The 25132-nt window shown below is 43.0% G+C and carries 25 protein-coding genes; 1 reads left to right on the forward strand and 24 read right to left on the reverse strand.

Features of this window, described 5'->3' with window-relative positions:
* Positions 1-4 precede the first annotated feature (4 nt).
* The 23 genes from ftsA to CL176_RS08300 form a co-directional block, all read right to left on the reverse strand.
* Complete coding sequence (gene ftsA / locus CL176_RS08190; protein WP_118990869.1) at positions 5-1507, reverse strand: cell division protein FtsA; 1503 nt, start codon at positions 1505-1507, stop codon at positions 5-7.
* Positions 1508-1787: 280 nt separating this feature from the next.
* Positions 1788-2954, reverse strand: coding sequence for a cell division protein FtsQ/DivIB (locus CL176_RS08195; protein ID WP_118990870.1), 1167 nt, complete (start codon positions 2952-2954; stop codon positions 1788-1790).
* Positions 2955-3156: 202 nt separating this feature from the next.
* Entirely contained in the window at positions 3157-4272 is a 1116-nt protein-coding gene (murG, locus tag CL176_RS08200) for an undecaprenyldiphospho-muramoylpentapeptide beta-N-acetylglucosaminyltransferase (protein WP_118990871.1), read from the reverse strand.
* 3 nt (positions 4273-4275) lie between these two features.
* Entirely contained in the window at positions 4276-5655 is a 1380-nt protein-coding gene (gene murD, locus CL176_RS08205; RefSeq protein WP_118990872.1) for a UDP-N-acetylmuramoyl-L-alanine--D-glutamate ligase, read from the reverse strand.
* Positions 5656-5671: 16 nt separating this feature from the next.
* Positions 5672-6625 carry a phospho-N-acetylmuramoyl-pentapeptide-transferase gene (gene mraY / locus CL176_RS08210; RefSeq protein WP_118990873.1) on the reverse strand — a complete coding sequence of 318 codons (954 nt, stop codon included), beginning with the start codon at positions 6623-6625 and terminating at the stop codon, positions 5672-5674.
* Between the two features lies 1 nt (position 6626).
* Complete coding sequence (locus CL176_RS08215; protein WP_118990874.1) at positions 6627-8126, reverse strand: UDP-N-acetylmuramoyl-L-alanyl-D-glutamate--2,6-diaminopimelate ligase; 1500 nt, start codon at positions 8124-8126, stop codon at positions 6627-6629.
* A gap of 11 nt (positions 8127-8137) precedes the next feature.
* Positions 8138-9724, reverse strand: a complete 1587-nt coding sequence (locus CL176_RS08220; protein ID WP_162890901.1) for a peptidoglycan D,D-transpeptidase FtsI family protein — start codon at positions 9722-9724, stop codon at positions 8138-8140.
* A 101-nt stretch (positions 9725-9825) separates the two neighbouring features.
* Positions 9826-10245, reverse strand: coding sequence for a hypothetical protein (locus CL176_RS08225; RefSeq protein WP_118990876.1), 420 nt, complete (start codon positions 10243-10245; stop codon positions 9826-9828).
* Between the two features lie 16 nt (positions 10246-10261).
* The gene (rsmH, locus tag CL176_RS08230) at positions 10262-11221 is read right to left on the reverse strand and encodes a 16S rRNA (cytosine(1402)-N(4))-methyltransferase RsmH (protein WP_118990877.1); all 960 of its coding nucleotides are present in this window, start codon (positions 11219-11221) and stop codon (positions 10262-10264) included.
* Between the two features lie 17 nt (positions 11222-11238).
* Positions 11239-11670 (reverse strand): division/cell wall cluster transcriptional repressor MraZ, encoded by a 432-nt coding sequence (gene mraZ / locus CL176_RS08235; RefSeq protein ID WP_118990878.1) that lies wholly within the window; start codon positions 11668-11670, stop codon positions 11239-11241.
* A gap of 174 nt (positions 11671-11844) precedes the next feature.
* Positions 11845-12213 carry a hypothetical protein gene (locus tag CL176_RS08240; protein WP_118990879.1) on the reverse strand — a complete coding sequence of 123 codons (369 nt, stop codon included), beginning with the start codon at positions 12211-12213 and terminating at the stop codon, positions 11845-11847.
* Positions 12214-12267: 54 nt separating this feature from the next.
* A complete protein-coding gene (locus CL176_RS08245) occupies positions 12268-12465 on the reverse strand; it encodes a DNA-directed RNA polymerase subunit beta (RefSeq protein WP_118990880.1) in 198 nt (65 codons plus the stop codon).
* A gap of 12 nt (positions 12466-12477) precedes the next feature.
* Positions 12478-13545: a rod shape-determining protein gene (gene mreB / locus CL176_RS08250; protein ID WP_118990881.1), complete on the reverse strand. Its 1068-nt coding sequence runs from the start codon at positions 13543-13545 to the stop codon at positions 12478-12480.
* A gap of 34 nt (positions 13546-13579) precedes the next feature.
* A complete protein-coding gene (gene murA, locus CL176_RS08255; RefSeq protein WP_118990882.1) occupies positions 13580-14881 on the reverse strand; it encodes a UDP-N-acetylglucosamine 1-carboxyvinyltransferase in 1302 nt (433 codons plus the stop codon).
* 59 nt (positions 14882-14940) lie between these two features.
* Entirely contained in the window at positions 14941-15207 is a 267-nt protein-coding gene (locus tag CL176_RS08260) for a DUF1146 family protein (RefSeq protein ID WP_240430464.1), read from the reverse strand.
* Positions 15208-15388: 181 nt separating this feature from the next.
* The gene (locus CL176_RS08265; protein WP_118990883.1) at positions 15389-16564 is read right to left on the reverse strand and encodes a hydroxymethylglutaryl-CoA synthase; all 1176 of its coding nucleotides are present in this window, start codon (positions 16562-16564) and stop codon (positions 15389-15391) included.
* 6 nt (positions 16565-16570) lie between these two features.
* On the reverse strand, positions 16571-17815 hold the full coding sequence (locus CL176_RS08270; RefSeq protein WP_118990884.1) for a hydroxymethylglutaryl-CoA reductase, degradative: 1245 nt from the start codon (positions 17813-17815) through the stop codon (positions 16571-16573).
* Positions 17816-17876: 61 nt separating this feature from the next.
* On the reverse strand, positions 17877-18515 hold the full coding sequence (gene upp / locus CL176_RS08275; RefSeq protein WP_118990885.1) for a uracil phosphoribosyltransferase: 639 nt from the start codon (positions 18513-18515) through the stop codon (positions 17877-17879).
* Between the two features lie 40 nt (positions 18516-18555).
* A complete protein-coding gene (locus CL176_RS08280; RefSeq protein ID WP_118990886.1) occupies positions 18556-19590 on the reverse strand; it encodes an L-threonylcarbamoyladenylate synthase in 1035 nt (344 codons plus the stop codon).
* Between the two features lie 178 nt (positions 19591-19768).
* The gene (prmC, locus tag CL176_RS08285) at positions 19769-20632 is read right to left on the reverse strand and encodes a peptide chain release factor N(5)-glutamine methyltransferase (protein ID WP_118990887.1); all 864 of its coding nucleotides are present in this window, start codon (positions 20630-20632) and stop codon (positions 19769-19771) included.
* Positions 20616-21695 carry a peptide chain release factor 1 gene (gene prfA / locus CL176_RS08290; protein WP_118990888.1) on the reverse strand — a complete coding sequence of 360 codons (1080 nt, stop codon included), beginning with the start codon at positions 21693-21695 and terminating at the stop codon, positions 20616-20618. The genes prmC and prfA overlap by 17 nt, the downstream gene beginning before the upstream one ends.
* A gap of 15 nt (positions 21696-21710) precedes the next feature.
* The gene (locus tag CL176_RS08295) at positions 21711-22301 is read right to left on the reverse strand and encodes a thymidine kinase (RefSeq protein ID WP_118990889.1); all 591 of its coding nucleotides are present in this window, start codon (positions 22299-22301) and stop codon (positions 21711-21713) included.
* 70 nt (positions 22302-22371) lie between these two features.
* On the reverse strand, positions 22372-22905 hold the full coding sequence (locus tag CL176_RS08300) for a GNAT family N-acetyltransferase (protein WP_162890902.1): 534 nt from the start codon (positions 22903-22905) through the stop codon (positions 22372-22374).
* Between the two features lie 129 nt (positions 22906-23034).
* On the opposite strand from CL176_RS08300, the gene CL176_RS08305 reads away from it, so the two are divergent.
* The gene (locus CL176_RS08305) at positions 23035-24354 is read left to right on the forward strand and encodes a MurT ligase domain-containing protein (protein WP_118990891.1); all 1320 of its coding nucleotides are present in this window, start codon (positions 23035-23037) and stop codon (positions 24352-24354) included.
* A gap of 79 nt (positions 24355-24433) precedes the next feature.
* Here CL176_RS08305 and CL176_RS08310 read toward each other — a convergent pair whose 3' ends face one another.
* Complete coding sequence (locus tag CL176_RS08310; RefSeq protein ID WP_118990892.1) at positions 24434-25132, reverse strand: DUF554 domain-containing protein; 699 nt, start codon at positions 25130-25132, stop codon at positions 24434-24436.

Raw genomic sequence — 25132 nt, forward strand, 5'->3', positions numbered from 1 at the left:
TTACTTATTCGTAAAACGATTGGAAAAATGATCGAATCTTATCTGTTAAGTTTCCGCCACTAGCTTCCGTTTCCCGCGGAGCTTCTTGGTCAGAATACGTCTCGTAGTAATCTTCCTCTTCAAAACTTTGGTTATATGCTTCATAAGCATCGTAATCCGATTCGTCCCTAGCAGGTCTACTTGGCCGATATGATTCAGGAGTAGGCCCTTGATTATTATCCGGCACGTCTCTTGGTGGATAGTAATCATCTTGGTAGTAATCCGGTCTTTGTCTAGGAGTTTCCTGCTGACGGTATTGCACATCTTGGCGGTAATCCATCGACGGCTGTGAAGTTTGTGGCATTTTCATACGATACGTTCCGTGCGCAATTCGGTGAATATCATCCAATTCGGAGACATAATTAATCAAGCCCATGCTTGTCGTATAGATTGGGTTACGCATCCCCATCTCTTCAGGTACATATAATCTTACTCGACTACCGAAATAGCGTTTCGCTAAGTCTAAAACCCCAGGCAAGGCCGAGCCTCCACCCGTGAGGACAAAACCACCCGGTAAATCTAAAGCATCCACACGCTCTAAATCCTCGTAAATTGTCTCAAAAATTTGAGCCAAACGCGCTTCAATAATCTCTGCTAAATAATACTCATCAACGCGGACAGGTTCTTTCTTGCCGACTGTTTCTACAGGGAAGTATTCATCTTCAGATGTTTGACTGGCAATCGCGTAACCATACTCCCGTTTAATCCTTTCGGCATTGTCTAAGGACGTATTCAATATCACGGAAATATCTTTCGTTACAAAGTCGCCCCCTTCTTGGTCGACAAAAGAGTAGCGCAATTGATTATCGTATAAGATTGAAGCACTCGTCTGACCGCCACCCATATCAATTACGACGGTGCCAAATTCACGCTCATCTTGACTTAAAGCAACCGCTGCAATAGCTTGAGGCTGCAGTATCATTTCATTAATTTTGAGCCCAGATTTTTGGACACAGCGTTTAATGTTATGAATAATTGTCTTCGGTCCGGTAATTAAGTGGGCATATAATTCTAAGCGAACCCCAATCATCCCTCGTGGATCGCGGATGCCATTGAAGCCATCGACGATAAATTCATCTGGAATAATTGAGATGATTTCACGCTCAGGTGGTACTGAGCGAACTTTAGCCGCTGAGATAACATTATCCACATCTCGACTGGTAATTTCACGGTTTTCACTGGCAACAGCAATCATGCCATGGCAATCTTCAATTTGTAATTGGTTGCTAGGTATGCCTACAACGACCTCATTGATTTTAACATTTGCTTTCTGTTCTGCTTGTGCGATGGCCCGTTGAATCGAGTAAACAGTCTCATCAATATCTACAATCACACCTCGGCTTAACCCTCGTGATTTCTCGTTTCCTACACCGATGATATTCACTCTGCCATTAATATACTCGGCGACCACCACTTTAATGGAGGTTGTCCCAATGTCTAAGCTGACAAAGATTTCTTGGTTTCTCATGTAGGCGGTTCCCTCCTCTAACTATAATTTTTCGTTTTTACATTCATTGTATATATTAGCATAAACCCTATCTTTAGAGAAGAAAAACCAAAAAGTTTTTACCTTTTTTCCTGAATTTATCTTAATTAGTAAAAGTTTTGTCTCTTTTAAGCGGCTTTATGTAAGTCATTACCTCAGGTGCCTCGTCACTAAACGGAACTACTCACCCGAGCAGCGGTTATCCTTGTGTTAGTAATAATCTACTAGGCACAGACTAATTTTAACTGGGGCGAGCAAACGTCTAACGTGTCTTAACTCCTGATAAATCTGTCGTAAAATACGCCCCAACTTCCAAATTAATGACCCCCTTTTGGCCATCGAGTTGCTCAAGCATATTCGGATAGTATTGCATCTTCTGGGCAAAGGTATTAATAATTGCTTGGACGATATTACCGTCTTTCATATGAACTTCAATGGCATTAGGATTTTCGGCTGTTTCGGTTAAATAAATGCCTTCCATTTGAGCTAAAAGTTCCGGTTCAATATTGCGCAAGGCATTATTCGCTAGCTCCATCACTTTGCCCTGACTCTCAAACTGGTACAAATTAGGTAGTTCATCTTCAATTTCAGCAATATTTAAGGTTTGAGGAATTGAATCAATCATCGTCCCATTGGCTAAGACCAGATTCATTTGCCCGTTTCGTTCGACTTGGGCTACAGCCTCCATCTCATTGACAATAATTTGTGTCTCTTGCCAATCATCCTTACGAAAAGAAACCGATTCAATGAGAGGAATGTCTAGTTTCATCTTATCCACCACCGCTTGTTTCTGTGCATACAGACGGTCCACTTCGTCAAAAGGCAGTAAATTAGTTGCCTCAATGACGACCTGATCTTGGACATAATTATTCCCTTCCACTGTCATCTGATTAATGCGTTTTAAAGGAGATACTTGATAAGCCGTAATTAAACTGATTACTAGTAAGGCCATGTATACGGCTAAGAGTTTTGTTTTACCTTTAGGTAGAGCGGCGATATCTTTCTGTAAGGCTCCTTGGAAATTCGCATGCTTTTGAGGTGCTGAATCTTTACGACTAAAGGTTCGACCCGTAGAAGGTTGCGCCAGCGGAGCTTCTCTTTGATAATAATTGCCTTGGTTTCTTTGAGCTTGCCTAGAGCTAGGTGGCGCAGTTGATCTGGAGCGCTCTTGCCACCTTCTCTGGCCTTGACGATATTGATCTAAATGATAGACCCGTTGCGGGGCGCTTCTTTGAGGTTGGGAGTGCTTGGGATGCGTGAAGTAATCTTGATCACTCATCCGGCGTCTATTTAAGTCTGCTTCGTTATATTGAGGGATAATCGGCTGCCCTTGGGCATCTAAGCGGTAGTTCCCTCGTGGTACTGGTGTGCCACTTGTATCTTGGTTACTTCTTTGCCCCATAATTTCTCTTCTATTACTTCGACGCAATGCTCTTCCCTCCTCACATGGTTCATTTGCTCATTCGAAAGTACGCTTTATAGCAATGCTTTCCTATGAAAACTGAAGCAAGCTTGTCTATTATTCACGTATTTAAATAGTGCTAATAAGCGGTTTTCTCGACAACTTATGGTTTTTTCATTAAATTGAAATTTTGCGGATATTTCCAGCGACCTTAATGAAGCGGTGACCATTATTCAGCAATTTCATTCAACACTTCAATAATCCGATCCGTCGCATCAACAATTCCTAGCGTCTTCGCTTGTTGACCCATTTGGGCAATTGCTTCAGGCTGACTCATTAAGCGATTTACTTGCTCCAACAGTTTCTCTGCTGATAAATCGGCTTCTTCAATCAACACAGCTGCCCCTTTATCTACCAAAGCCATCGCATTGTGGTATTGGTGATTGCTCGTTACATAAGGACTTGGCACGAGAATGCTGGCTAGGCCTAATGCGGTTAATTCGGTTAATGTAGTCGCGCCACTGCGGCAGACAACTAAATCCAAGGCACCAAATACCGCGGGCATATTCTCAATATACGGCAAAATACGCACATTGTCTGGTATTTCCCGGTGCTTTTGCTTCAATTCTAGCATAATATCATCATAGTGGACATTACCCGTACCGATGATAACCTGGTAAGGTGCCCCTTGCAAGTTTTCGATTATCTGGATAGCTGCTTGATTAATTGCAGGCGCACCACGACTGCCACCAAATATTAAAACTGTCGGCAAGCTGTCGGATAAGCCATATTGCTTAGATAAAATCTCTGAATCCATTGGGTAATTCACTACCTCTTGTCCCCTTGGATTGCCTGTTAAGCGAACTTTATGGCTCACCTTCTCAAAGCCGGAAGCAGCCTCTTGAAAGCAAATGCCAATGCGGTCAACGTAACGACTTAAGAACTTATTCGTCAAACCGGGAATGCTATTCTGTTCGTGAATCAAAGTTGGATAGCCACTTTGGGCTGCCGCATAGAGCACCGGTGCACAAACATAGCCACCCGTTCCAACTACTACGTCCGGCTGAAACTCACGAATTAGACGCTTAACCTTGCGCGTACTAGAGTTCATATACCAAATGGCCTTGAGATTTTCCAAACTTAAAGAACGTTTTAGCCCTTGAATTTGAATCGCTTCAAAGGGAATATTCGCCTTGGTCACAATATCTGCTTCCAAGCCCGTTTGACTACCAATATATAAACATTCTAATTGCGGATTTAATTCTTTAAGACGATGATAGATGGAAAGAGCTGGATAAATATGGCCTCCTGTTCCCCCACCTGAGAGGATAATGCGTTGAATCATGCCTTAAACCTCCTTTGGTTCATAAGGTTCTTCTTGGATAAGTTGCTCAAGAATGGCCACGAAATGCTCGCCACGAACTTCGAAATTATCAAACTGATCCCAACTTGCGCAACTTGGTGAGAATAACACCACATCGCCTGCTGCTGCTTTTCGGTAAGCTGCCTTAGTAGCTTCGTCTAAGGTTTCAAAGCAAGAAATCTCTGGAACAGCTGCTTTGGTGAAGCTTTCTTTTAATTTAGCTTGTGTTTCTCCGTAAACATAAGCCGCCTTCACATTGGATAGATAAGGTATTAAATCATCAAAACCATTGCCCCGATCTAAGCCACCACCAATGTAAATGATTGGTTCAGTGAAACTCTTTAGCGCTGTAATTGTCGCTGTCGTATTTGTTGCCTTCGAATCATTAATGAACCGTCTGCCACTTACTTGGGTAACCGGTTGGATACGGTGAGGCATTCCGCCATATTCTGCGAGAACACGACCGATCGCCTCATTACTTACCCCTAATTGCTTCGCTACTGCTATCGCAGCCAAGGCATTGCTGACGTTATGTTTACCAGGTATTTGTAAGTCTTTCGCTGCAAAGATTGCTTCGCCTTCATACATCATCTGGTCACCTAATAAATAAGCGCCTGCTTCTATATCAGCGTCCATACTAAACGGAAGTTTCACCGAGGAGTAGTCTTGAAGTAAATGGGCAAGCTCTTCTTGATCAGCGTTATATACAATGGTTTCTTCGCTTCCCATATTCTCAATCAGCTTTAATTTCGCTTCAATATAAGCCTCCCGACTGCCATGATAATCTAGGTGAGCCGAGTAAATATTTACAATGACAGCAATGTTCGGTTTGAAATAACGGGTACCTGCCAATTGAAAACTGGAAACTTCCATAACAATCCGGTCTCCTGCTTGAGCTTTTTGAACGACATCCATCGTAGGAATGCCAATATTTCCCGCTAAATACGTTTCACCTTCGGGTAATTCCTTAAGTAATTCGTAGATTAGGGAAGTTGTCGTCGACTTGCCATTGCTACCTGTTACAGCAATAATATCTGCCTCAGTCACCCAGGAAGCCAGTTCAATATCAGTATAGATAGGGATTTGACGTTTCGTTGCTTCTTTTAAGAAAGGAATATCATAGGGAATGCCTGGATTCTTGACAATAAAGGCGAAATCTTGGTCTAGTAGTTCAATGGGATGGCCTCCCGTTACAAAAGAGACACCTTGGGCTTCAAGTGCCTCAACAGAGGGGTCATCCGTGAGCTGACCGCCATCATTAACCGTCACAATTGCCCCTTCTTTACTAAGAAAGTTTGCGACACTTCGTCCAGTCATGGCATAGCCTAAGACAAGAATTCGTTTATCTTTGAAATCTTTAGTCATTTATCTCACTCTTTCTTTACCAGGCCCAGACTAGATAGAGAGCCGTTGCTACTAACCCAACCAACCAGAATACACTTACAACTTTCGTCTCAGACCAACCTGATAGTTCGAAGTGATGATGGATGGGACTCATTTTGAAGATGCGTTTGCCAGTTAACTTAAAAGATAGAACTTGCAGAATAACACTGGCCGTCTCGACCACGAAGACAAGTCCGATGACAAGCAAGCTCCATGGATTCCCGGTTAATAGCGAGAGCACTGCTAAACTCGCACCCAGTGCCAATGAGCCTACATCCCCCATGAAGATTTTGGCTGGTTTCTTGTTAAACATTAAGAAAGCTAGCAGACACACAACAGCTACCGCACATACCATCGCCAAACTCGCTTGGCCTTGGCGGTAGGCAATGATGCCATAAGCTGCAAAAGCTATGATAGACAAGCCGGTTGCTAATCCGTCTAAACCATCGGTTAGATTGACGGCATTGGAAAAACCAGTGATCCAAAAGAAGGTAAACAGTGCCACAAGAATACCGGATTGAATTTGATAACCAAAGAATGGAACCATGTAGCCAATCCCACCTTGAAAGGCTACAAAACTAACAAATATCGAGAAGACGACTTGTAAGATGAATTTCTGCTTAGCTGTTAAACCTTCATTACGTCCTTGAAAGACACTGATAAAGTCATCAACGAAACCAATTCCGCCAAATAGCAGGAAGGTTAAGCTAAGTATCCATACTGCAGGGTCTAAGTTGCCTGTTAGCCAAGTAGTAATGACAGACATGAAGGCTATTACTAGGACAAAGATCGTGCCACCCATGGTTGGGGTACCTGTTTTGACTTCATGCCATAGGGGGCCTTCTTCACGGGTAATTTGGCCAATTTCTCTTTGCTTCATGTAACGGATAAAGCCCTGAACGCCGACTAACGTTAAGACAAAGCTCACGAGCAATAATAGAATATACGTCATCTTAGTTCTCCTTTAAATTTCGATAATAGTCTTTGACGACATCAACGTCATCGTAAGGAATTTTATCATCCCCAATAATTTGGTAACCTTCCCCACCTTTGCCAGCTAAAAGGATAATATCCTCTGGCTCAGCTATTTGTAAGGCTCTGTGCACGGCTTCTATTCGGTCGACCACAACCTCATAGGAAGCATCCGTATGGGTTCCAACAATTTCCTTGGCAATCTTTTCGACCGATTCGAAACGTGGATTATCTGCAGTCAGCACTACATGATCAGAATATTTAAATAAGATATCCCCAATTCCAGGTCGGGCCGCACTGTCGCGGTTGCCCCCGCTGTGGCCGGTAACTGTAATTAAACGACGATGGGGACGCTTGGCCAAATCTGCCAAGACATTCTCCAAGGCATCTTGTGTATGAGCGAAATCAACGACAACCGTAAAAGCTTGTCCAGCTTCAACTTGTTCCATACGCCCGCTGACCCCTTTAAAGTGGGCGGTTGCTTCAAGAATTTCTGCGGTTGAGAATTGATAATAAAACTTCAAGCACAGAAAAGCTGCCAAATAATTGGCAATATTAAATTGCCCTTGCATCGGTAAGGTCACAGCATAAGTACCTTCTCCATCATTTAATTGAAAAGAAACGCCCTCAGTCGCTGCAGCAATGTCTGTTGCATAAACGGTTGCTTCTGGCTTGTTTAGACTGTAAGTCAGAATTTCCGCTGCGGTAGCTTGCGCCATCTGGCTCCAATATGGATCGTCCATATTTAAGATAGCCAAGCGTGGTTTACCTTCATAAAAGCGTTGACCTAATTGGCTGAAGAGGAGACTCTTCGCTGTAGCATAGGCATCCATCGTTTGATGGTAGTCCAAGTGCTCCCGCGTAAGGTTGGTGAATATAGCACAATCCACATCTGTATACCACAAACGTCCTAGGGCAAGTGCGTGTGATGATGCTTCAATAATCGCATCTTGACAAGAAGCGTCAAGCATCTCCCGGAATAAGCGCTGTAATTCTAGCGCATTGGGGGTCGTATTGACAGCAGGATAGTAAGTTTGATCGACTTTATAGTGCATGGTCCCAATAAGACCTGTAGGACGATTAAGATGATTTAATAGAGAGCTAATCATATTTGTTGTCGTAGTCTTGCCATTTGTGCCGGTGACTGCAATAACATTTAGGTCTTTCGTGGGTTCCTTATAGAAGGCATTGGCGAGCATCGCCTGCGCTCTAAAGGTACTTGCCACCTTTACAAAACTAACCCCTGGATATTCTTGGTAAGCTGTCAATTCTTCTACAATTATAATCTTCGCTCCAGCTGCTACAACTTCATCAATGGCATCGTGCCCATCGAAGCGTTCACCAACTATCGCAATGAAACATGCACCTGGGATAACCTTACGGCTATCATTTACAACAGCCGTGACGTCTTGATCTTTGCTTAATTGAGCCCCATAAACTCGTGCATTAACTAAAGGTCGTATCAACTCCGTTTGCTTCACGTGCGCTCCTCCTATTCAAACATCATTTGATTAACAATACCGTGAAATATTTCGGCAATAATTTGTGAACCGATTAAACCGTGATTTACTTTCGGCCGCTTCATCGCAATGTAGACCATATATTGTGGGTCTTGGGCCGGCAAGAACGTCACAACCGAATGGTAATAATCATTCGGTCCGGTCAAATAACCTGAACCATTGGGGTCAGCAATTTGTGCTGTACCTGTTTTGGCGGCGACAGACATATCATTTCTGCGGAAAGATTGGGCCGTTCCATATGGAGCTTCTACGGTGTTGACCATTAAGGCTAGCACCTTATCTGCAGCTTCTTGGCTAATAGGCTGCCCTAGAACCTGACCTTGTGCAGCCTCCGTCTGGCTTGTATCTTGGATATATTGTACCTTGAGCATCTCACCCTTATTTCCAATACTAGAATAGGCTTGCAGTAATTGAATGGGACTTGTCAAAAGCCCTTGTCCGAAAGCCGACATTGTCGCATTCACTGGATTATCGAAATCGACTGTCCCAGCAACTTCATTAGGTAAACCAGAATTAGTTGTCTGGCCAAAACCAAACATTTCTAAATACTTCGTCCATTCTTCCAAGCCTAAACGATTAACTAAGTGCACCATTGCAACATTACTTGACCGGGCAAAGCCTTCTTCAAAGGGAATTTGTCCCCAACCTGTAAGGTTATAGTCGTGAACTTTCTGGTCATAGACATCAATCGTTCCTGATAGAAACGTTTCATTCGTTTGATAAAGTTGGTTATCAATGGCCACGGCTTGTGTCAAGACTTTCATCGTAGATCCCGGTTCGAGCGATTCTTCCACCAGAAGATTCCGCCACTCTTCTTCGATTCCTTCAAGCGTGTTTAAATTAAAGCTCGGTCTTTGAGCTGCAACACACAAGTCTCCCGTTCTTGCATCAACGATAAAGGCCATTACGTTCTCTGGTTGATACTTCTCATAAGCCTTCTGCATAATATCTTCGACTTGATTTTGTAAGCGGCTATCCAATGTTAAGGTGATATCCTCTCCAATTAATCGGCCATCCACGATTTGACCATTCTCTTGGCCACTCAACTTTTGGTCATAAGCTAATTCTACGCCCATTTGACCTTCAAGTAAATTAGTCACCGCCAATTCATCGGCAGATTCTAATACACTGGCATAACCAATTAAATGTGAAGCGAAATAAGGATTCACATACTTGCGCTTTGTCTTAGCAGTGAAATAAATGCCCGGTAAATCGGTCTCTTCAATGGCTTCTTTCGTCTCCAAGGATAAATTCGCTCCTGCTTGACCAAATTCAGCTTGAGCCACATCCTCTTGTAATAGAATGTCTAAAATTTCATCGCGTGAAAGATCAATATATTCACTCAATATTTGGGCAGTACGGTCCGGATCTGCTATAACATCTTCTGTCCAATTGGCATTTAATAAGGCGTACATTGAATAAGAAGTAGTATCAAGCGCAATCGGTTGACCTTTGCGGTCATAAATACTTCCCCGTTTTGCTTCTGAAATACTACTTCTTTCGGTCGGTGCTGCAGTATATTCTACTAAATCGACGCCATCACTTTCCTTCTTGAGCATCAGGCTCCCTGTCCTGAACATAAGTAAAGCAAAGATGCCAATCGCAAAAATAAGCAAGCACAATATATTTAATTTGTTCGAATTGCTTCGACTAAAGCGGCTCATTCTCCAACATTCCTCACTCTAGATTCATCCACATAAAGCCCTTCAGCTTCAGCGGCTTCCTTGATAGCTTCAAAATTATACTGTTCTGTAATTTGATCCATTAATTGAGTGGTTTGTAAATTCAAATCAGCAATTTGCTGCTCATAGACTTGAGTAGCACGAATCATTTCAGCATCTCTATACTGTATCACTAAATTACACACTGTCAAGATTAAGGTAATACACATACATACACCTAAAGCTATCCATGTCCCTTTGCCGAGAGCTTTTGCTCTTTTCTTAGCTTGTAGATCCGTTGTATCAGTATCGATATTCCTTACTGCTTCATGAGACGTTCCCACATAGGAATTACGCGCGTAATTATCTGTGCTTAAGTATTCACTTGGGCTATGTACAATTTCACTACGTCTTTCCATGGATTAATCCTCTCAATTAATGACTATCGTTAAATCTTTTTCTTTCAATAATTCTAAGTTTTGCACTTCTTGAGCGATGATTATCTGTAAGTTCATCATCACTGGCTAAAATCGGCTTACGAGTAATGCGTTCAAATTCTGGCTGAACTCGATCTGGCATTACTGGTAAATTAGGCGGCAACTCTGGCTGAGCACTGACTTGATTAAACATTTGCTTGACGAGTCTATCTTCTAAGGAATGGAAAGAGATGACAGAGACTCGACCGCCTACTTTCAACATACTTAAGGCATCTTCTAGAGACTCCTCCAAGGCACCTAGTTCATCATTTACAGCAATCCGTATCGCTTGGAAAGTCCTCTTTGCAGGGTGCGGCCCTGTGCGCCTTGTAGCCGCGGGAATCGCTTCTTTAATCAGCTCTGAAAGTTCGATTGTGCTTTCAATAGGTGTTTCACTACGTTTCTGTTCAATAGCACGGGCAATCCGTTTGGCGAAACGCTCTTCGCCATAGCGATGAATAATCCGCACTAAGTCCTCATAAGGCCACTCATTGACTACATCATAAGCTGTCAACGCTTGGCTTTGATTCATTCGCATATCCAAGCGCGCTTCTTTGTTATAACTGAACCCTCGCTCAGCTTGATCTAACTGAGGGGAAGATACACCAAGGTCATAGTAGACCCCATCCACATATTTCACCCCTAATTCGCTGAGAGCTGGCTTCAACTCGCGGAAATTCCGATGAACAAAGGTTACCTGACCCGCTTGAATATATTGAGCTAAACGTTCCTGGGCATTCTCAATCGCCGTAATATCCTGATCGAATGCATAAAGGTGTCCCCTGTTCGTTAATTTACTCAACAAGTATTCCGCATGCCCTGCACCCCCAAGGGTACAATCCACGTAGATCCCATTTGGGTTGACCTCCAGACCATCAATGGTCTCCTTTAATAAGACCGTCTCGTGTTGGAAAGACATACTGACACCCCCTTTAATTAAAAGCCAAAATCAATCATATCTTCCGCAATATCTTCGAAATTCTCTTCAGCCACATCCGCAAACGCATCCCAACTCGCCTTGCTCCAAATTTCGATTCGATCAGACACACCAATTACTTGGCATTCCTTCTCAATCTTGGCGTAGGATAATAAGTTCTGTGGCAAATTGATACGCCCTTGCTTGTCGATTTCTACTTCAGTGGCAGCTGAATAGAAAAAACGGGTAAACGCTCGCGCATCTTTCTTAGCCAATGGTAACTGGGTTAATTTCTCCTGAATGACTTCCCAACTTTCCATTGGGAAACCAAATAAACAACCATCTAAACCTCTAGTCACTATAAAACTCGACCCTAAATCAGGTCGAAACTTAGCAGGCATGATAAGTCGGCCTTTTGTGTCAATATTATGTTGATATTCACCAATCAGCACGACCCCATACTCCTTTCATTCTAAGTATATTTAGTCTACCACAATTCTCCACTTTCTACCACCACTTTCCCCAAACCCACAAAAAAACCTCTGATTCTTCTGAATCAGAGGTTAATGATTGTTGATGTTATCGTATTTGTAAGCAGGTGGGAGGAAAGTGGGTGACTTTCCCACTTAAGCTAGCAGAGATATCATACGTAAAATTCCTAAAGCAATCGCGAGACTTCCCCACGTAATAAAAAGAAGCCGACGCGATCGTTCAAAGTAGTCTAACAACTTAAACTCGGTAATCTTTGGAACATATTCATATAAATCTAGCCCCAATAACAAAGCGCTCATCAGCAATGTATAAGGAATGAGTGAATAACTAAAAATAAGCACACTAAAGCAATGAATCATCACAAGCAGCAAAGGAAGTAGGGCTATACTCAGTTTTATGCGACGTCCATTCGTCCACTGTGGCAACAGAACTTTACCAGCATAAATCACCAGAACTGGCGCGAAATATAAAAGCACCTCTCCCCATACAAACGAACTTGTCATCACCGCATCATCCTTACTAATAAGTCAGCTTTACGCTACTTTCAGACTTCTTTCTTAACGGATAAAATCATAAATATGCTGCCAGGTATCTCGATTAAATACTTCCCAGAAATTTCCATCACCTATCATAGTGTAGCCGATATATAAACCTAATACAACACATATCACAAAGACAAGCACAAAGAGAATAACTTGTAACAATGTCTTTAAGCCCCGTTTCACTACAGAAGCTCTCAGTACTTCTTCTGCCATTTATATGCCTCCTTAGTAGCCAATCACACGGCGTCGCCATTTGAGTAAGCGTTTCTTCACTCTTTGGCCGAAGGTTAACTGCGCCCCGGCTAAACGACCGGTTTGAATCCAGTCAATCATGAGTCCCGTACCTAATACAACAGTATTCATCGGTTGCTCAGCCAGAATAACACTTACCTTTAAGTAATTACTCAAGAAACGATCAAAATTCGGAATCATCGCCCCTCCCCCGGTTAGGGTAATACCCTTCTCGATTATATCTGCAATCATCTCGGGTTCCGCTTCTTCTAACACCTTCTGTGCTTCACGAGCAATCTCGATAAAAGCTTGACGCAAGGCAGCAAATATCTGATTAGAATGAATGTTCAGCGCTTTAGGTAAGCCGTCTTGCAAATTGCGGCCACTAACTTCTGCGAAGGTTAAAGACTCTTTCGGCAAAGGTAGCGCTGTCGCAACTGCTTTCTTTAAGTTCTCAGCACTTCTTTGTCCGACAAGTAAGAGATGCTCATCTTGCAAATATTGGATAATCAGTTGATCGAAATCATCTCCGGCAAGTTTAAGGGAACTGCTATGGATGACTTCTCCTTGAGAAATAATTGCAATATCACTCGTTCCACCACCAATATCAATAACCATACTTGCTGCCGGATCATCCAAGTCAATGCCTGAACCTACCCCCGAAACTTTCGCTTCCTCTTCAATATATATTCTACCACGCGTAACTCGTTCGACAGCTTCAATTAAAGCCTCTCGTTCGACTTCACTCACATTAGACGGTGCACCAATCAGTATATTCGCTCTTACAAACCACTTCGGTCGATACACTCGTTCGATCATATGTTGCAGTAACTTCTCAGTCATATCAAAATCGGCAATGACCCCACCCTTGAGTGGATATATCACTTCAATTCCTTCGGGAGTCCTGCCTAACATATCATAAGCAGGCCTGCCATAGGCAATAATTTCCGAAGAATTTGTGTCAATAGCAACAACAGAGGGCTCGTTCAAAACGATCCCTCTACCCTTCAGATGAATGAGAACATTTGCCGTCCCTAAATCTATCCCAATATCTATGGCCATTTCATGCTCACTCCATCTACTACACTATTTACCTTTAAGAATGAACTGCTTGTCTCGATTTACTTTGGACTGGCTTAATTTCGACGCGTTCAATATTCGCACCTAAACTTGCTAATTTCTCATGGAATTGGTAATAACCGCGGTCTAAATGTTTCAATTCAGAGACACGTGTTAATCCCTTAGCAACCAAGCCAGCAATAATTAAGGCAGCAGCAGAGCGTAAGTCAGTCGCCTTGACACTTGCCCCACTCAATTCATTGGGTCCATACATAATAGCCGTCTGGCGGTCAACTTTAATATTAGCGCCCATCCGTCTTAATTCCTCGAAATGCATAAAGCGATTCTCGAAAACTGTCTCATTTAAAGCACTTGTCCCATCAGCTAACAATTGAGCAATAGACATCTGCGATTGCATATCGGTTGGAAAGCCCGGATATGGCATTGTCTTAATATCGGTTGGCCGTAAAATTTCAGGGCCTTGTACACGCACGCCCGTTTGATACTCTTCAATGCTTGCGCCCATCTCGCTTAATTTGCTAATTAATGGACGGTTATGATCAGTGATTGCACCCTCAATAAAAATATCACCTTTCGTAACAGCTGCAGCTACCATAAAGGTCCCCGCTTCAATCCGGTCTGGAATCACCGCATGCTCTGCGCCGTGCATCTTTTCAACGCCTTCAATGCGGATTGTTTCAGTCCCGGCACCGACGATATTAGCTCCCATCTTATTTAAGAAGTTTGCTAAATCGACGATTTCCGGTTCACGCGCAACGTTTTCGATAACAGTCTGCCCTTCAGCTAAGGTTGCAGCCATCATAATATTCTCCGTTGCACCCACACTTGGGAAATCCAGATAAATATTGGCACCAACGAGTTTTTCAGCACGCGCTTCCACGTAACCGGCATGACTATGTATCTCTGCGCCTAAAGCTTCAAAGCCTTTTAAATGCAAATCAATCGGACGCGTTCCAATCGCACAGCCCCCCGGCATCGCAACCTTTGCATGACCAAAGCGTGCAAGTAGCGGCCCCATTACAACCGTTGAAGCGCGCATCTTGCTCACAAAGTCGTAATCAGCGATGGATAAAACATCCCCACTTGCATCTAAAGTAACAGTATTAGATGCTTGATCAAATGTGTTAGTGACATTCAAGTTTGTCAAAAGCTCATTCATCGTAAAGACATCCGATAAGACAGGTACATTCGTAAGTTGGCTTGTCCCGGTTTCTCCTAGAATTGTTGCAGCTAAAATCGGTAACACTGCATTCTTTGCGCCTTCAACTTTAACAACACCTTCTAAAGGTGTGCCACCTTGCACAATAATTTCTTCCATTTGTTAATTCTCCTTTGTGTTTCAAGCGCATCACTTGGAGCGAATGATGCACCTTCTCTCTATGGTAAAAATAAACTCATTAAAATTCGCTGTAAAAGCTCTATCATTTCGATAGCAAATGAACCGACAAGGTGACCAATCGCTACACTGATTAACAGGCAAGCATAAGCTGCCATATGATAATTGCGATTACTAAACCACTTGCGCCAATCCATGCTCTTGAAAATAACATAGCTCAACACAACAAAGGTCATACGCACCACTAGTACTGCCATACCATTTATGATTGACATATTCCCAATCTCACCTTTCATGTTCAGAATCATGATAGCATATCTTCTAGAAAAATAAAATACATTTGAGTGATTATTTTATGAATCCGCTTAGAGACCGTCATTAAATTAGATAAGCCGAAAACATCATCTTTATCCCTATTTTATTATTCAATAAATCAAAAAAAGACAAGCTAAAACTTGTCTTTTTCGGTATGTCTGCTCAATGATCGAACTAATTATATCCATATCGCCGGCGATGCTTATCAATCTCAGCCAAATAGTAGCCCTTAGGCTGTTGGCTAGAGCTTTCGTTTTGCCACACCCCAGTCTCAGGAAGGGTATCTTGGTAAATTTCTTCATAGGTAGCTACGGAAATGGCCTGACGCTGCTCAAATTGTTGGAGCGTCTTATCACGAATGGCTTGCGTAAATGCTCCTTCGTGTAAAGTCCCCGTCAGAAATTCTCCCACAGCTCCTGAACCATAACTAAAGAGACCAACGTGGTCGCCCGCTTGTAGTTTCTCATCATAGACGAGGCCCGATAGGAAACTCAAGTATAAAGACCCAGTATAAATATTACCCACGCGTCGACCTAACTTAGCAGAGGATTCGTAATGAGCCAAGAGTGATGCATAGCGTTCCTCATCAAGTAAGCCTTTGGCTAGAAGACGGTCCAAGGCCTTCTTGCCCATCTTGGTAAATGGTAAATGAAAGTATAAAGCGTCGATTTGCTCCCAGACATTCGGCCGTTGCGCTTGCACTTCTTGAACAACATGTTCAAATAAGTCTAAATACAATTCTGTTGAATAGTGCCCCTCTACTAAAGCAACCTTAGAATATTGAGGCCGCCAAAAATCAAAGGACTGGAAGCTCAATGAGGTGCTTTCTAAGTCAATAGCTAAGACTTTCGGCTCCGCACTTACTAAAACCGCCACCGCACCAGCCCCTTGGGTTGGTTCGCCGCCCGTATTCAAACCGTACTTAGAAATATCAGACATAACAACAAGTACTTTCCGGTTCGGTCTTAAACGTACATAGTCACAGGCCATTTGAATACCTGCTGTACCGCCGTAGCACGCTTGCTTAATTTCAAAAACCTTGGCAAAGGGTTGAATACCCAACATTTCATGCAAGTAAGTGGCCCCTGCCTTTGAATAATCGAAACTTGACTCAGTCGCAAAGATAACTTGATCAATCAGCTGCTTATCTGCTTCATCAATAATCTGCTCACAAGCGTTAGCGGCCATTGCAACAATGTCCATATCAATGGTAGGGACTGCCATCTCTGCTTGACCAATGCCAATTAGAAATTTGTTAGGATCAATCCCTCTTGCATCCGCTAGGTCTTCCATCGAAACATATTGCTCCGGCGTATAAAAGCCAATTTTTTCAATACCTACTTCAATCAATTATATTCAGTCCTCTCCTTGCACCTTTCTTACAATATCATTTGCAGCACTAAGATTCATGAGGGGTGCTTGCATTAACGCTTCAACAACTTCACTCACATTGTCAGTCCTTGCCCCTGCTTGCATTGCCAAAGACCGAGCTTGCATCCGCATGTGCCCCTTTTGAATACCCGTGGTCACTAAGGCACGCACAGCTGAGAAATTCTGTATCAAGCCAACAGCGGCTATGATTTCAGATAACCCATCCCCGCTTGGTCTACCAAGTAAATCAAGTGCCCATTGTGCCGTTGGATGATTGCTCAATGAACCACCGACTGTTGCTAAATATAACGGCAGTGATAATTCCCCGTGCAAAGCTGTTTGATCATCGTTAAGCCACCAGCGGCTCAAGCCACGATATTGACCAGCTTGTACTGCATAGGCATGTACACCCGCTTCCACTGCCCGCCAATCATTCCCGGTTGCAATTAATACTGCGTCGATGCCGTTCATAATACCTTTGTTATGGGTGGCAGCCCGGTAGGGATCGAGTTGTGCATAAGATGAGGCCGCTGCAATTCGCTCAGCCATTTGAAGCGCCTCATCTGCTTCAGCTGATAATCGCGTCAGTGGTACCTTTACCTTAGCGGTAACATTCGCTTCTGTGGAATAATTAGATAGAATCCCCATTAGCACCTTGCCTTGCGTTAACGTTTCTACGCTTGGCACCAGATGTTCAAGAATCGTATTCATTAAGTTTGCGCCCATTGAGTCGCAAGAATCTAGCGATAAGTATAACGTTAGGAAATCTTCTACGACTTCAACCCAGATTTTGCGAGGGCCGCCTCCTCTTTGGATCATACTTTGGGATACTTCAGCGGCTTTGTGTAAGAGTTTATCCGTCTGCGCTTCAAGCATCTGCTTAGCTTCTTGCAAATTTGCTAAGTCTTGAATTATGATTTGCCCTATTAATTCTCGGTTATAGGCTTTACTGTCAATGTTGCCAAGAATTTTGCCACCATTGGCTACTGCGGCAATTACAGATGGTTCTTCAATGGCCATAGGCACGGCATAGGCTTGTCCATTTACTTGTACATTCACTGCTAGGCCCATCGGAAGTTGATAAGAGCCGACGAAATTCTCAATCATTTGATTGGCAATATCTTTGGGTAAGGAAGGAACTTCACTTTGGCCTACAAAACCTGCCTCTTGAACAATGGCTAGGCGTTCTTCAGGTGTTCTTTTGTAGAAACCACTAAATATCTCTGTCAAGTTGAATCCGCCTTTCTATAAAATAAGCTAAGGAGTCTCCCCCTTAGCTTGTCGACCTCTCTTATTTCGTTCCAAAAATTCGGTCACCGGCGTCACCTAAGCCTGGAACAATATAGCCATGATCATTTAATTTTTCATCCAAGGCAGCTGTATAAATATCAACATTCGGATGGCTTGCTTGAAGTGCTTTAACGCCTTCAGGAGCTGCCACCAAGCAAACAAAGGTGATATGCTCTTCAGAAACATTATATTTATCCACTAATTGATCAAGCGCAGCAATAGCCGAAGCCCCGGTTGCTAACATCGGATCCACAACAAAGACTTGTCGCTCTTGGATATCTGATGGAAATTTAGCGAAATATTCTACAGCTTCAAGTGTCTCTGGATCCCGGTACATACCAATATGACCCACACGAGCTGCTGGGATTAAATCAATAATTCCATCTACCATACCTAAACCTGCCCGCAAGATAGGGACGATTGCTAATTTCTTCCCTGACAATTGCTTTTGCGTAGTTTTCGTGATAGGGGTTTCAATCTCTACATCTTCTAAGGGTAAATCGCGTGTAATTTCGTAAGCCATCAACATACCGATTTCATTCGTCACTTCTCGAAATACTTTAGTTGATGCATCTTTGTCGCGAATTAGCGTCAATTTATGTTGAATTAAGGGATGGTCTACTACTGTGAATTTAGCCATAATGAACCTCCTATGAACTTTTCTTTAATTTCTTCGTTTATTATATCACACGATAAGAGGCTTTGGCGAGTCGATTCTCATATGCTTGATAGGCCTCTTCAAAAGGCATGCCTTGGGCAAGAATAAGGGTAATCGGTTGCTCCTCCAAGGCCCTTAAGCCAGCATATAGTCTCTGACTCGCTTGTGAAGGTGAGTTAGCCGCTCCTAAGGAGTAGCAAGCTTTGATGCCAGCTTGACTAGCTAGTTGTTCAATAATGATATCATCTGCTAATAAGCCAATGACTTCTCCTTTTGCTTGAAGTTCAGCAATAATTTCGCACCAGTCATCGAGAGTATGCTGGGCAGCCACCTGATAGACCGGTTGCTTCGGAGCATAATGCCGGTATTTAACACCTGGACTTATAATCTGTCCACTGGTCACCTGCTCTTGTGCCGTCCGTTCAATAACGGGCACATCGACGACTGCTTCCAGCATACTTTGGGTAATTGCACCTGGACGAAGAATTTCAATTTGCCTTTCACTGGGGCGAATCACGGTTGATTCTACCCCAATTTCCGTTAATTCCTCTCGAGCCGCAACAACTCCATCAATCAAATTAGTAAAGTCATGTAAGACATGCTCGACTTTCGTTGGACTTGGCTTCCCAGATAGATTAGCACTCGGTCCTACCAAGGGAAATCCCGCCATCTCAATCAAAAGCAAGGTCTCCAATTGCCTTGGCATCCGAAGGGCTACGCTATCTAATCCCCCTGTTACCTTGTCTGAAACCGCCCCTGGTTTAACAGGAAGAATAATCGTTAAAGGTCCAGGCCAGAAGGCTTCCATTAACCGCTCTGCCATAGCCGACACAGAACTTGCAACCAACTTCGCATCTTCAGGCTTGGCAAGATGAACAATTAATGGATTATCTTGCGGTCGCCCCTTTGCCTTGAATACCTTTCCTACCGCTTCAGAATTATTCGCCATAGCACCAAGTCCATAGACGGTCTCCGTAGGAAAGGCAACAAGCCCACCTTCTTGAAGCGTCTTTGCTGCTTGATAGAGGGTATCATAGGTATAAATCTGTGTTTGCATCTTTGCATCCTCTTCTCATAGTAATTCTAATTTGAAACACATGGACGTGTTCCCGTAACATTGCTTTCCTGATGAACCATACATGAGAGCAGAATATCCAAACAAGCTCATTTAGACATTTAGCATAAAGGGGGACTGGCAAGCAAGTAACCCTATCTACACTAGAGTCAACTGATACCTAAACGGTCCCCTCTTCACTAATTCTCACATAGCGATCACGTTGATTATAGTCTTGGATTACCTCAATCTTCCGATTAGGAAAGGCTTCTTGCATTAACTGCTGCAATCTTGCGCCTTGTTGGTAGCCCATTTCAAGAATCACTTGACCTTTTGGTTTGAGATAGGCTGGTAATTGCCTTGCTAAACGCTCATAAATTGCATAACCCTCATTATCCGCGAATAAAGCCATTGTCGGCTCGAACTTCAGAACATGCGCGTCCATTACAGCCTGCTCATGATAGCCAATATACGGGGGATTAGACACAATTAAATCAAAGGTCGTTTCCGGAAAGTCCTTCAACAAATCCCCCTGCCACCAGCTAACAGCCACGTGATGCTTTTGTCCATTCTGGCGAGCAACTTCTAAGGCTTCTTGGGAAAGATCAGTTCCGGTGACCTTTGCATTCGGATAGAACTTCTTTAACATGATAGCTAATATTCCCGTACCAGTACCAATATCTAATATTCTTGCTTCTTCTCTGTCTCCAAGATAATCCTGGGCGAGTTGGATAATGCCACTTGTTTCTTCGCGAGGGATTAAGGCATGTTCATTAACAACAAAGCTTTCCCCCATAAAATCAGCGCGACCTAAGATATATTGCAAGGGTTCCCCAGCCACAAGGCGCCTTAACACATCCTCGAAATATCCCAAGGCATCAAGGTCCACAAATTCACGCAAAGCTCGGGTCATATCCGTAAGCGTCACATCAAAGACAAACGCCCATAAAGCTTGGGCACTCGCCTCATCATAATCATTCCCTTGCAAAAAAGCTGAAGCACTTGCCAGAGCCTCAGCTAAAGTGAGCTTAGACTTGTTGGCCATTCAGCTCCTCCAATTTTTGGGTTTGGTCGTAGAGAATCAAGGCGTCAACAATCTCATCTAAATTTCCGTCTAGAACTGAGTCTAACTGCTGTAAAGTTAAACCAATGCGGTGATCGGTCACCCGACTTTGCGGGAAATTATAGGTGCGAATACGTTCAGAGCGGTCCCCTGTCCCTACTTTCAACTTGCGGTCAGCGTCGTATTCTGCTTGCGCTTCTGATTGGATCTTATCATACACACGTGCACGCAAGACTTTCATCGCTTTCTCGCGGTTTTTCAGTTGGGAGCGCTCATCTTGCATCGCTACCACTGTATTAGTTGGAATATGCGTCAAGCGCACTGCTGAAGCAGTCTTATTCACGTGTTGTCCACCTGCTCCACTGGCATGATAAATATCGGTGCGAATATCGTTCTCATCCAACTCAAAGTCTATTTCTTCAGCCTCAGGCATAACAACCACCGTCGCCGTAGAAGTATGCACCCGACCTTGCGATTCAGTTTCAGGTACCCTTTGTACCCGGTGAGCCCCATTCTCATACTTCAATTTACTGTATACTTTCGAGCCGGTAATCATCAAAGTAACTTCTTTATAGCCCCCAATACCTGTAATATTGGCGTCAAGCACTTCCGTCTTCCAACCTTGGTTGTCAGCATACTTAGTATACATATTTAATAAATCCCCTGCGAAAAGCTGGGCTTCATCCCCACCAGCAGCGCCACGAATTTCCATGATAATATTCTTGCCATCATTAGGGTCTTCTGGAATCATCATGAGGCGAATTTCACTTTGTAAATTTTCTTGTTCAGTTTTCAGTTCAGATAATTCATCCTTGGCAAGCTGCTCCATTTCAGCATCTAAAGATTCTTGAAGCAATTCTTCTGTCTCAGTAATTTGTGCTTCCACATCTTTGAAACGACGAATCTTCTCAACTTTAGGTCTTAAATCAGCTTCTTCAATTGTCAATTCTCTTAAGCGATCTGTATCACTAATGACTGATGGGTCACTTAGCATTTCATTAACTTCTTCATAGCGAATTAATAGACTATCTAATTGATCAAACATGGCTCTCCTCTTTTCTTAGTGTGCTTCATTCAATGTGCCGGGAGCGAAATAACATTTCCGACATACGGGCAAATACTGTTCATTGCCGCCAATGAGAATTTGTTCGCCTTCATAGACTGGCTTGCCATCGCTAAAGCGCAAATTCATGGTGGCTTTCTTATCGCAGAACCAGCAAATGGTCTTAATCTCTTCGATTTTATCTGCATATAACAGTAAATACTCAGATCCTTCAAATAAATGATTGGTGAAATCATTCTTCAAGCCAAAGGCCATCACTGGGACATCTAAATCATCGCAAATTTGGGCAAGTTGAATGACATGGCCTTTAGATAGAAATTGTGCCTCATCAACCAAAACACAGAATAGCTTCTCACTTAACATTTCATCTTTAATGAGCTGATAGACATCTGTATCTTCTTCAATGGCAATCGCTGGCCTTTCAAAGCCAGTACGACTAGCAACGGAACCTACACCCGAACGTGTATCCACTGCACTGCTGAGAATTAAAACTCGCTTTTTCTGTTCTTCGTAATTGTGGGCAACCTTAATAATTTCCAAGGATTTTCCGCTATTCATGGTACCGTATCTGAAATATAACTTTGCCACAAACTCACTCTCCAATTATCATTTCTCAATGTTTAATAATATAAGTTTCCAAGCCATTAGTCAACTGTCCTTAACTCGATACAGATAGCTTCTCCAGCTCTTTCTTACCATAGACTTGGGCATAAATATCTAGGTATGTCTTTGCTTGAATCGGCTCACGCGCTAATACTTCAAAGGGTTCACCCGAAATTGTCACAGAGAAATCCGCTTCACTAAAGCCATTGCGTAAATAGAAAGCTTTGCGACGCTGTCTGATTCGCTGGTCAGGATGAGACATTTGGGAGTGCTCAACCTCTGCTACAATATTGACACCCGGGTACATCGTAAACAGTTGTCCGAGCGCTAAGCTTCCAAGCTGCTGACCTTGAAAACTTGGATCGATTGCGAAATAATCCAAGAGAATATTCGCCCCATTCTGAGCAAGAACACATAAACCTAGGAGGTCTTCACTCTCCCACGCGATGCCTAATAAATGTAGCTTACCCGCTTCATGGCTGGCAAGCAGTTGCGTCAATTCCTTGCGTTCAATCGGTGGGAAAGCCTCCTGATATAATGTAAGAAATGCATCTAAACGTCCTTGTGCTACTACATCATAAAAGCGCATCATCTCACACCCTTTCTATCCAGTCTACTTTAAAGGAATGATCATTTTTTTGCAAGATATGACTTTCATTTTGTCTGCCTTGTTGGTAAAATAGTTGAGTCTCATAGAAAGAATAAAGGGGATGATCTTATGCTTTTCAAAAGTCAACTCGCTAAATCTGTCGGTCAAGCAACTCATTGGGCACTAACCCGCTTTACCAGAAGTGACGGCAGTAGCCTCCCTGGTAAAATAGCACTTCAGTTGGATCCATCGATCTTAGCATCGCTTAGTGAAGACTATGAAATTATCGTCGTCACAGGAACCAATGGCAAGACTTTAACAACTGCCTTGCTTGCTAAAGCCCTATCCGATTATTTTCCTCACGTCATTACCAATTCTAGTGGCTCTAATATGATTCAAGGGATTGTGGGCAGTTTCTTAACAGCAAAGTCAGCCCCTAAAGGTGAACGAAAATTTGCCGTATTAGAAATTGATGAAGGCTCCTTAAATAAAATCATGGCACACCTTCAACCCAATCTCTTCCTGCATACTAATTTATTTGCTGATCAATTGGACCGGTATGGCTCAGTAGAGAATGTCTACCAATTACTCCTAAAAGCAGCCAAAACTTACCCCGAAGCCAAAGTTGTGGCAAATGGGGACCTACCCTTATTCCATACCCACGACTTATCCAACCCAATTATCTATTACGGCTCTACGATTGGTGAAGCTAGCCAAGCCATTGACAATTGCCCACATTGTGGCCAGCCTTTAACCTATCATAGCCATACTTATGCTAATTTAGGGGATTATATCTGTGAACATTGTGGATTCAAGCGGCCCGATTTAGCCTATGTCCTAGATGATTTAGGATTGATGACCATGAACCATGCCCATTTCACCTTAGATGGTCTGCCTTTTGACTTACCGCTTGGCGGACTTTATAACATTTATAATGCATTGGCTGCTTATAGCGTAGCCCGTGAATTAGGTGTGCCTTCAAGCCATATTCAAGAAAGCTTCCGCACCTTTACCAAAGTGTCCGGCCGTCAGGAAATCATCCAAATTGAGGATAAATCTGTCCAACTGCACTTATATAAGAATACCGTTGGCCTTGAAGAAACACTCAAATTACTTAACCAAAAGCAAGAAACCTTCACCCTTATGATGGTTCTTAACAATACACCAGCTGACGGAGAAGATATTTCCTGGATCGAAGATACCAATTTCGATGCGATGAAAGACTATAATATACAAGGAGATATTACAATCGCTGGTACTCAAAGACAAGCCCTGAAGGAGCGGCTGCTTGACGCAGAAGTAACCACAGAATCGATTGAACTTGTGCCAACTTATAAAGAATTGCTTAGTCGCATTCAACAAGCTCCCACGAAATCAATTGAAATTCTTGTAAATTACAGTGCCATGCTAGAAATCCGGGCAGCATTCAAAGAAGCGGGTTATCTATAAGTAGAGCAAGCCAAAATAATCTAATATATACACCCATTAAAATAAACCGTCGTCTAACACATTTTAGACGACGGTTCTTCTATTGTAAGAAAGGGATTGCCCCTAAAATAATCGGCATAAAGATACTTGGCGAAAAATTCATAATCTTAAAATTAGTCAGCCCCGTTAAATTAAAACCTAGCGCAATTAGTACAATCGATCCGACACTAATCATTTCAGTAATGACAAGATCTGTTAAAAGCGGTTGAAGTAAAGAGGCTAACAGGGTTAAAGAGCCTTCAAGAATAAGAATCGGTACACTAGAGAACATGACGCCAGCGCCTAAGGAAGAAGCAAGCATTAATGCCGTAATCCCGTCCATAATGCTCTTGGTGTAAAGGGTCGTATGATTACCATATAAACCACTTTCTAAAGAGCCTACAATGACCATGCTGCCGACACAGAAAATCATCGTGGCAGTAATAAAGCCTTGTTTAAATGTGCCTTCATTACCAGTCTCACTATCTGTATTCATAAAGCGTGCCTCAACTTGGTCCACAATCCGAATTATCCACCGATCAATATCTAAGCCTTCCCCAATTAAGGTACCGATTACCATCGAAAGGACCATGATAAGGCCATTACCTCCCCTAATCGCACCTGAAATACCGATAGATACGACAGCTAAGCCAATCGCTTGCATCACTCGCTCGCTGACTCGCTCTGAAATCCCTCGATTCAAACGGCTGCCTACATATCCCATAATAATTACCGTAATGCTATTTACAATTGCTCCCAA

This window comes from Suicoccus acidiformans (assembly GCF_003546865.1).
Classification (GTDB): Bacteria; Bacillota; Bacilli; order Lactobacillales; family Aerococcaceae; genus Suicoccus; species Suicoccus acidiformans.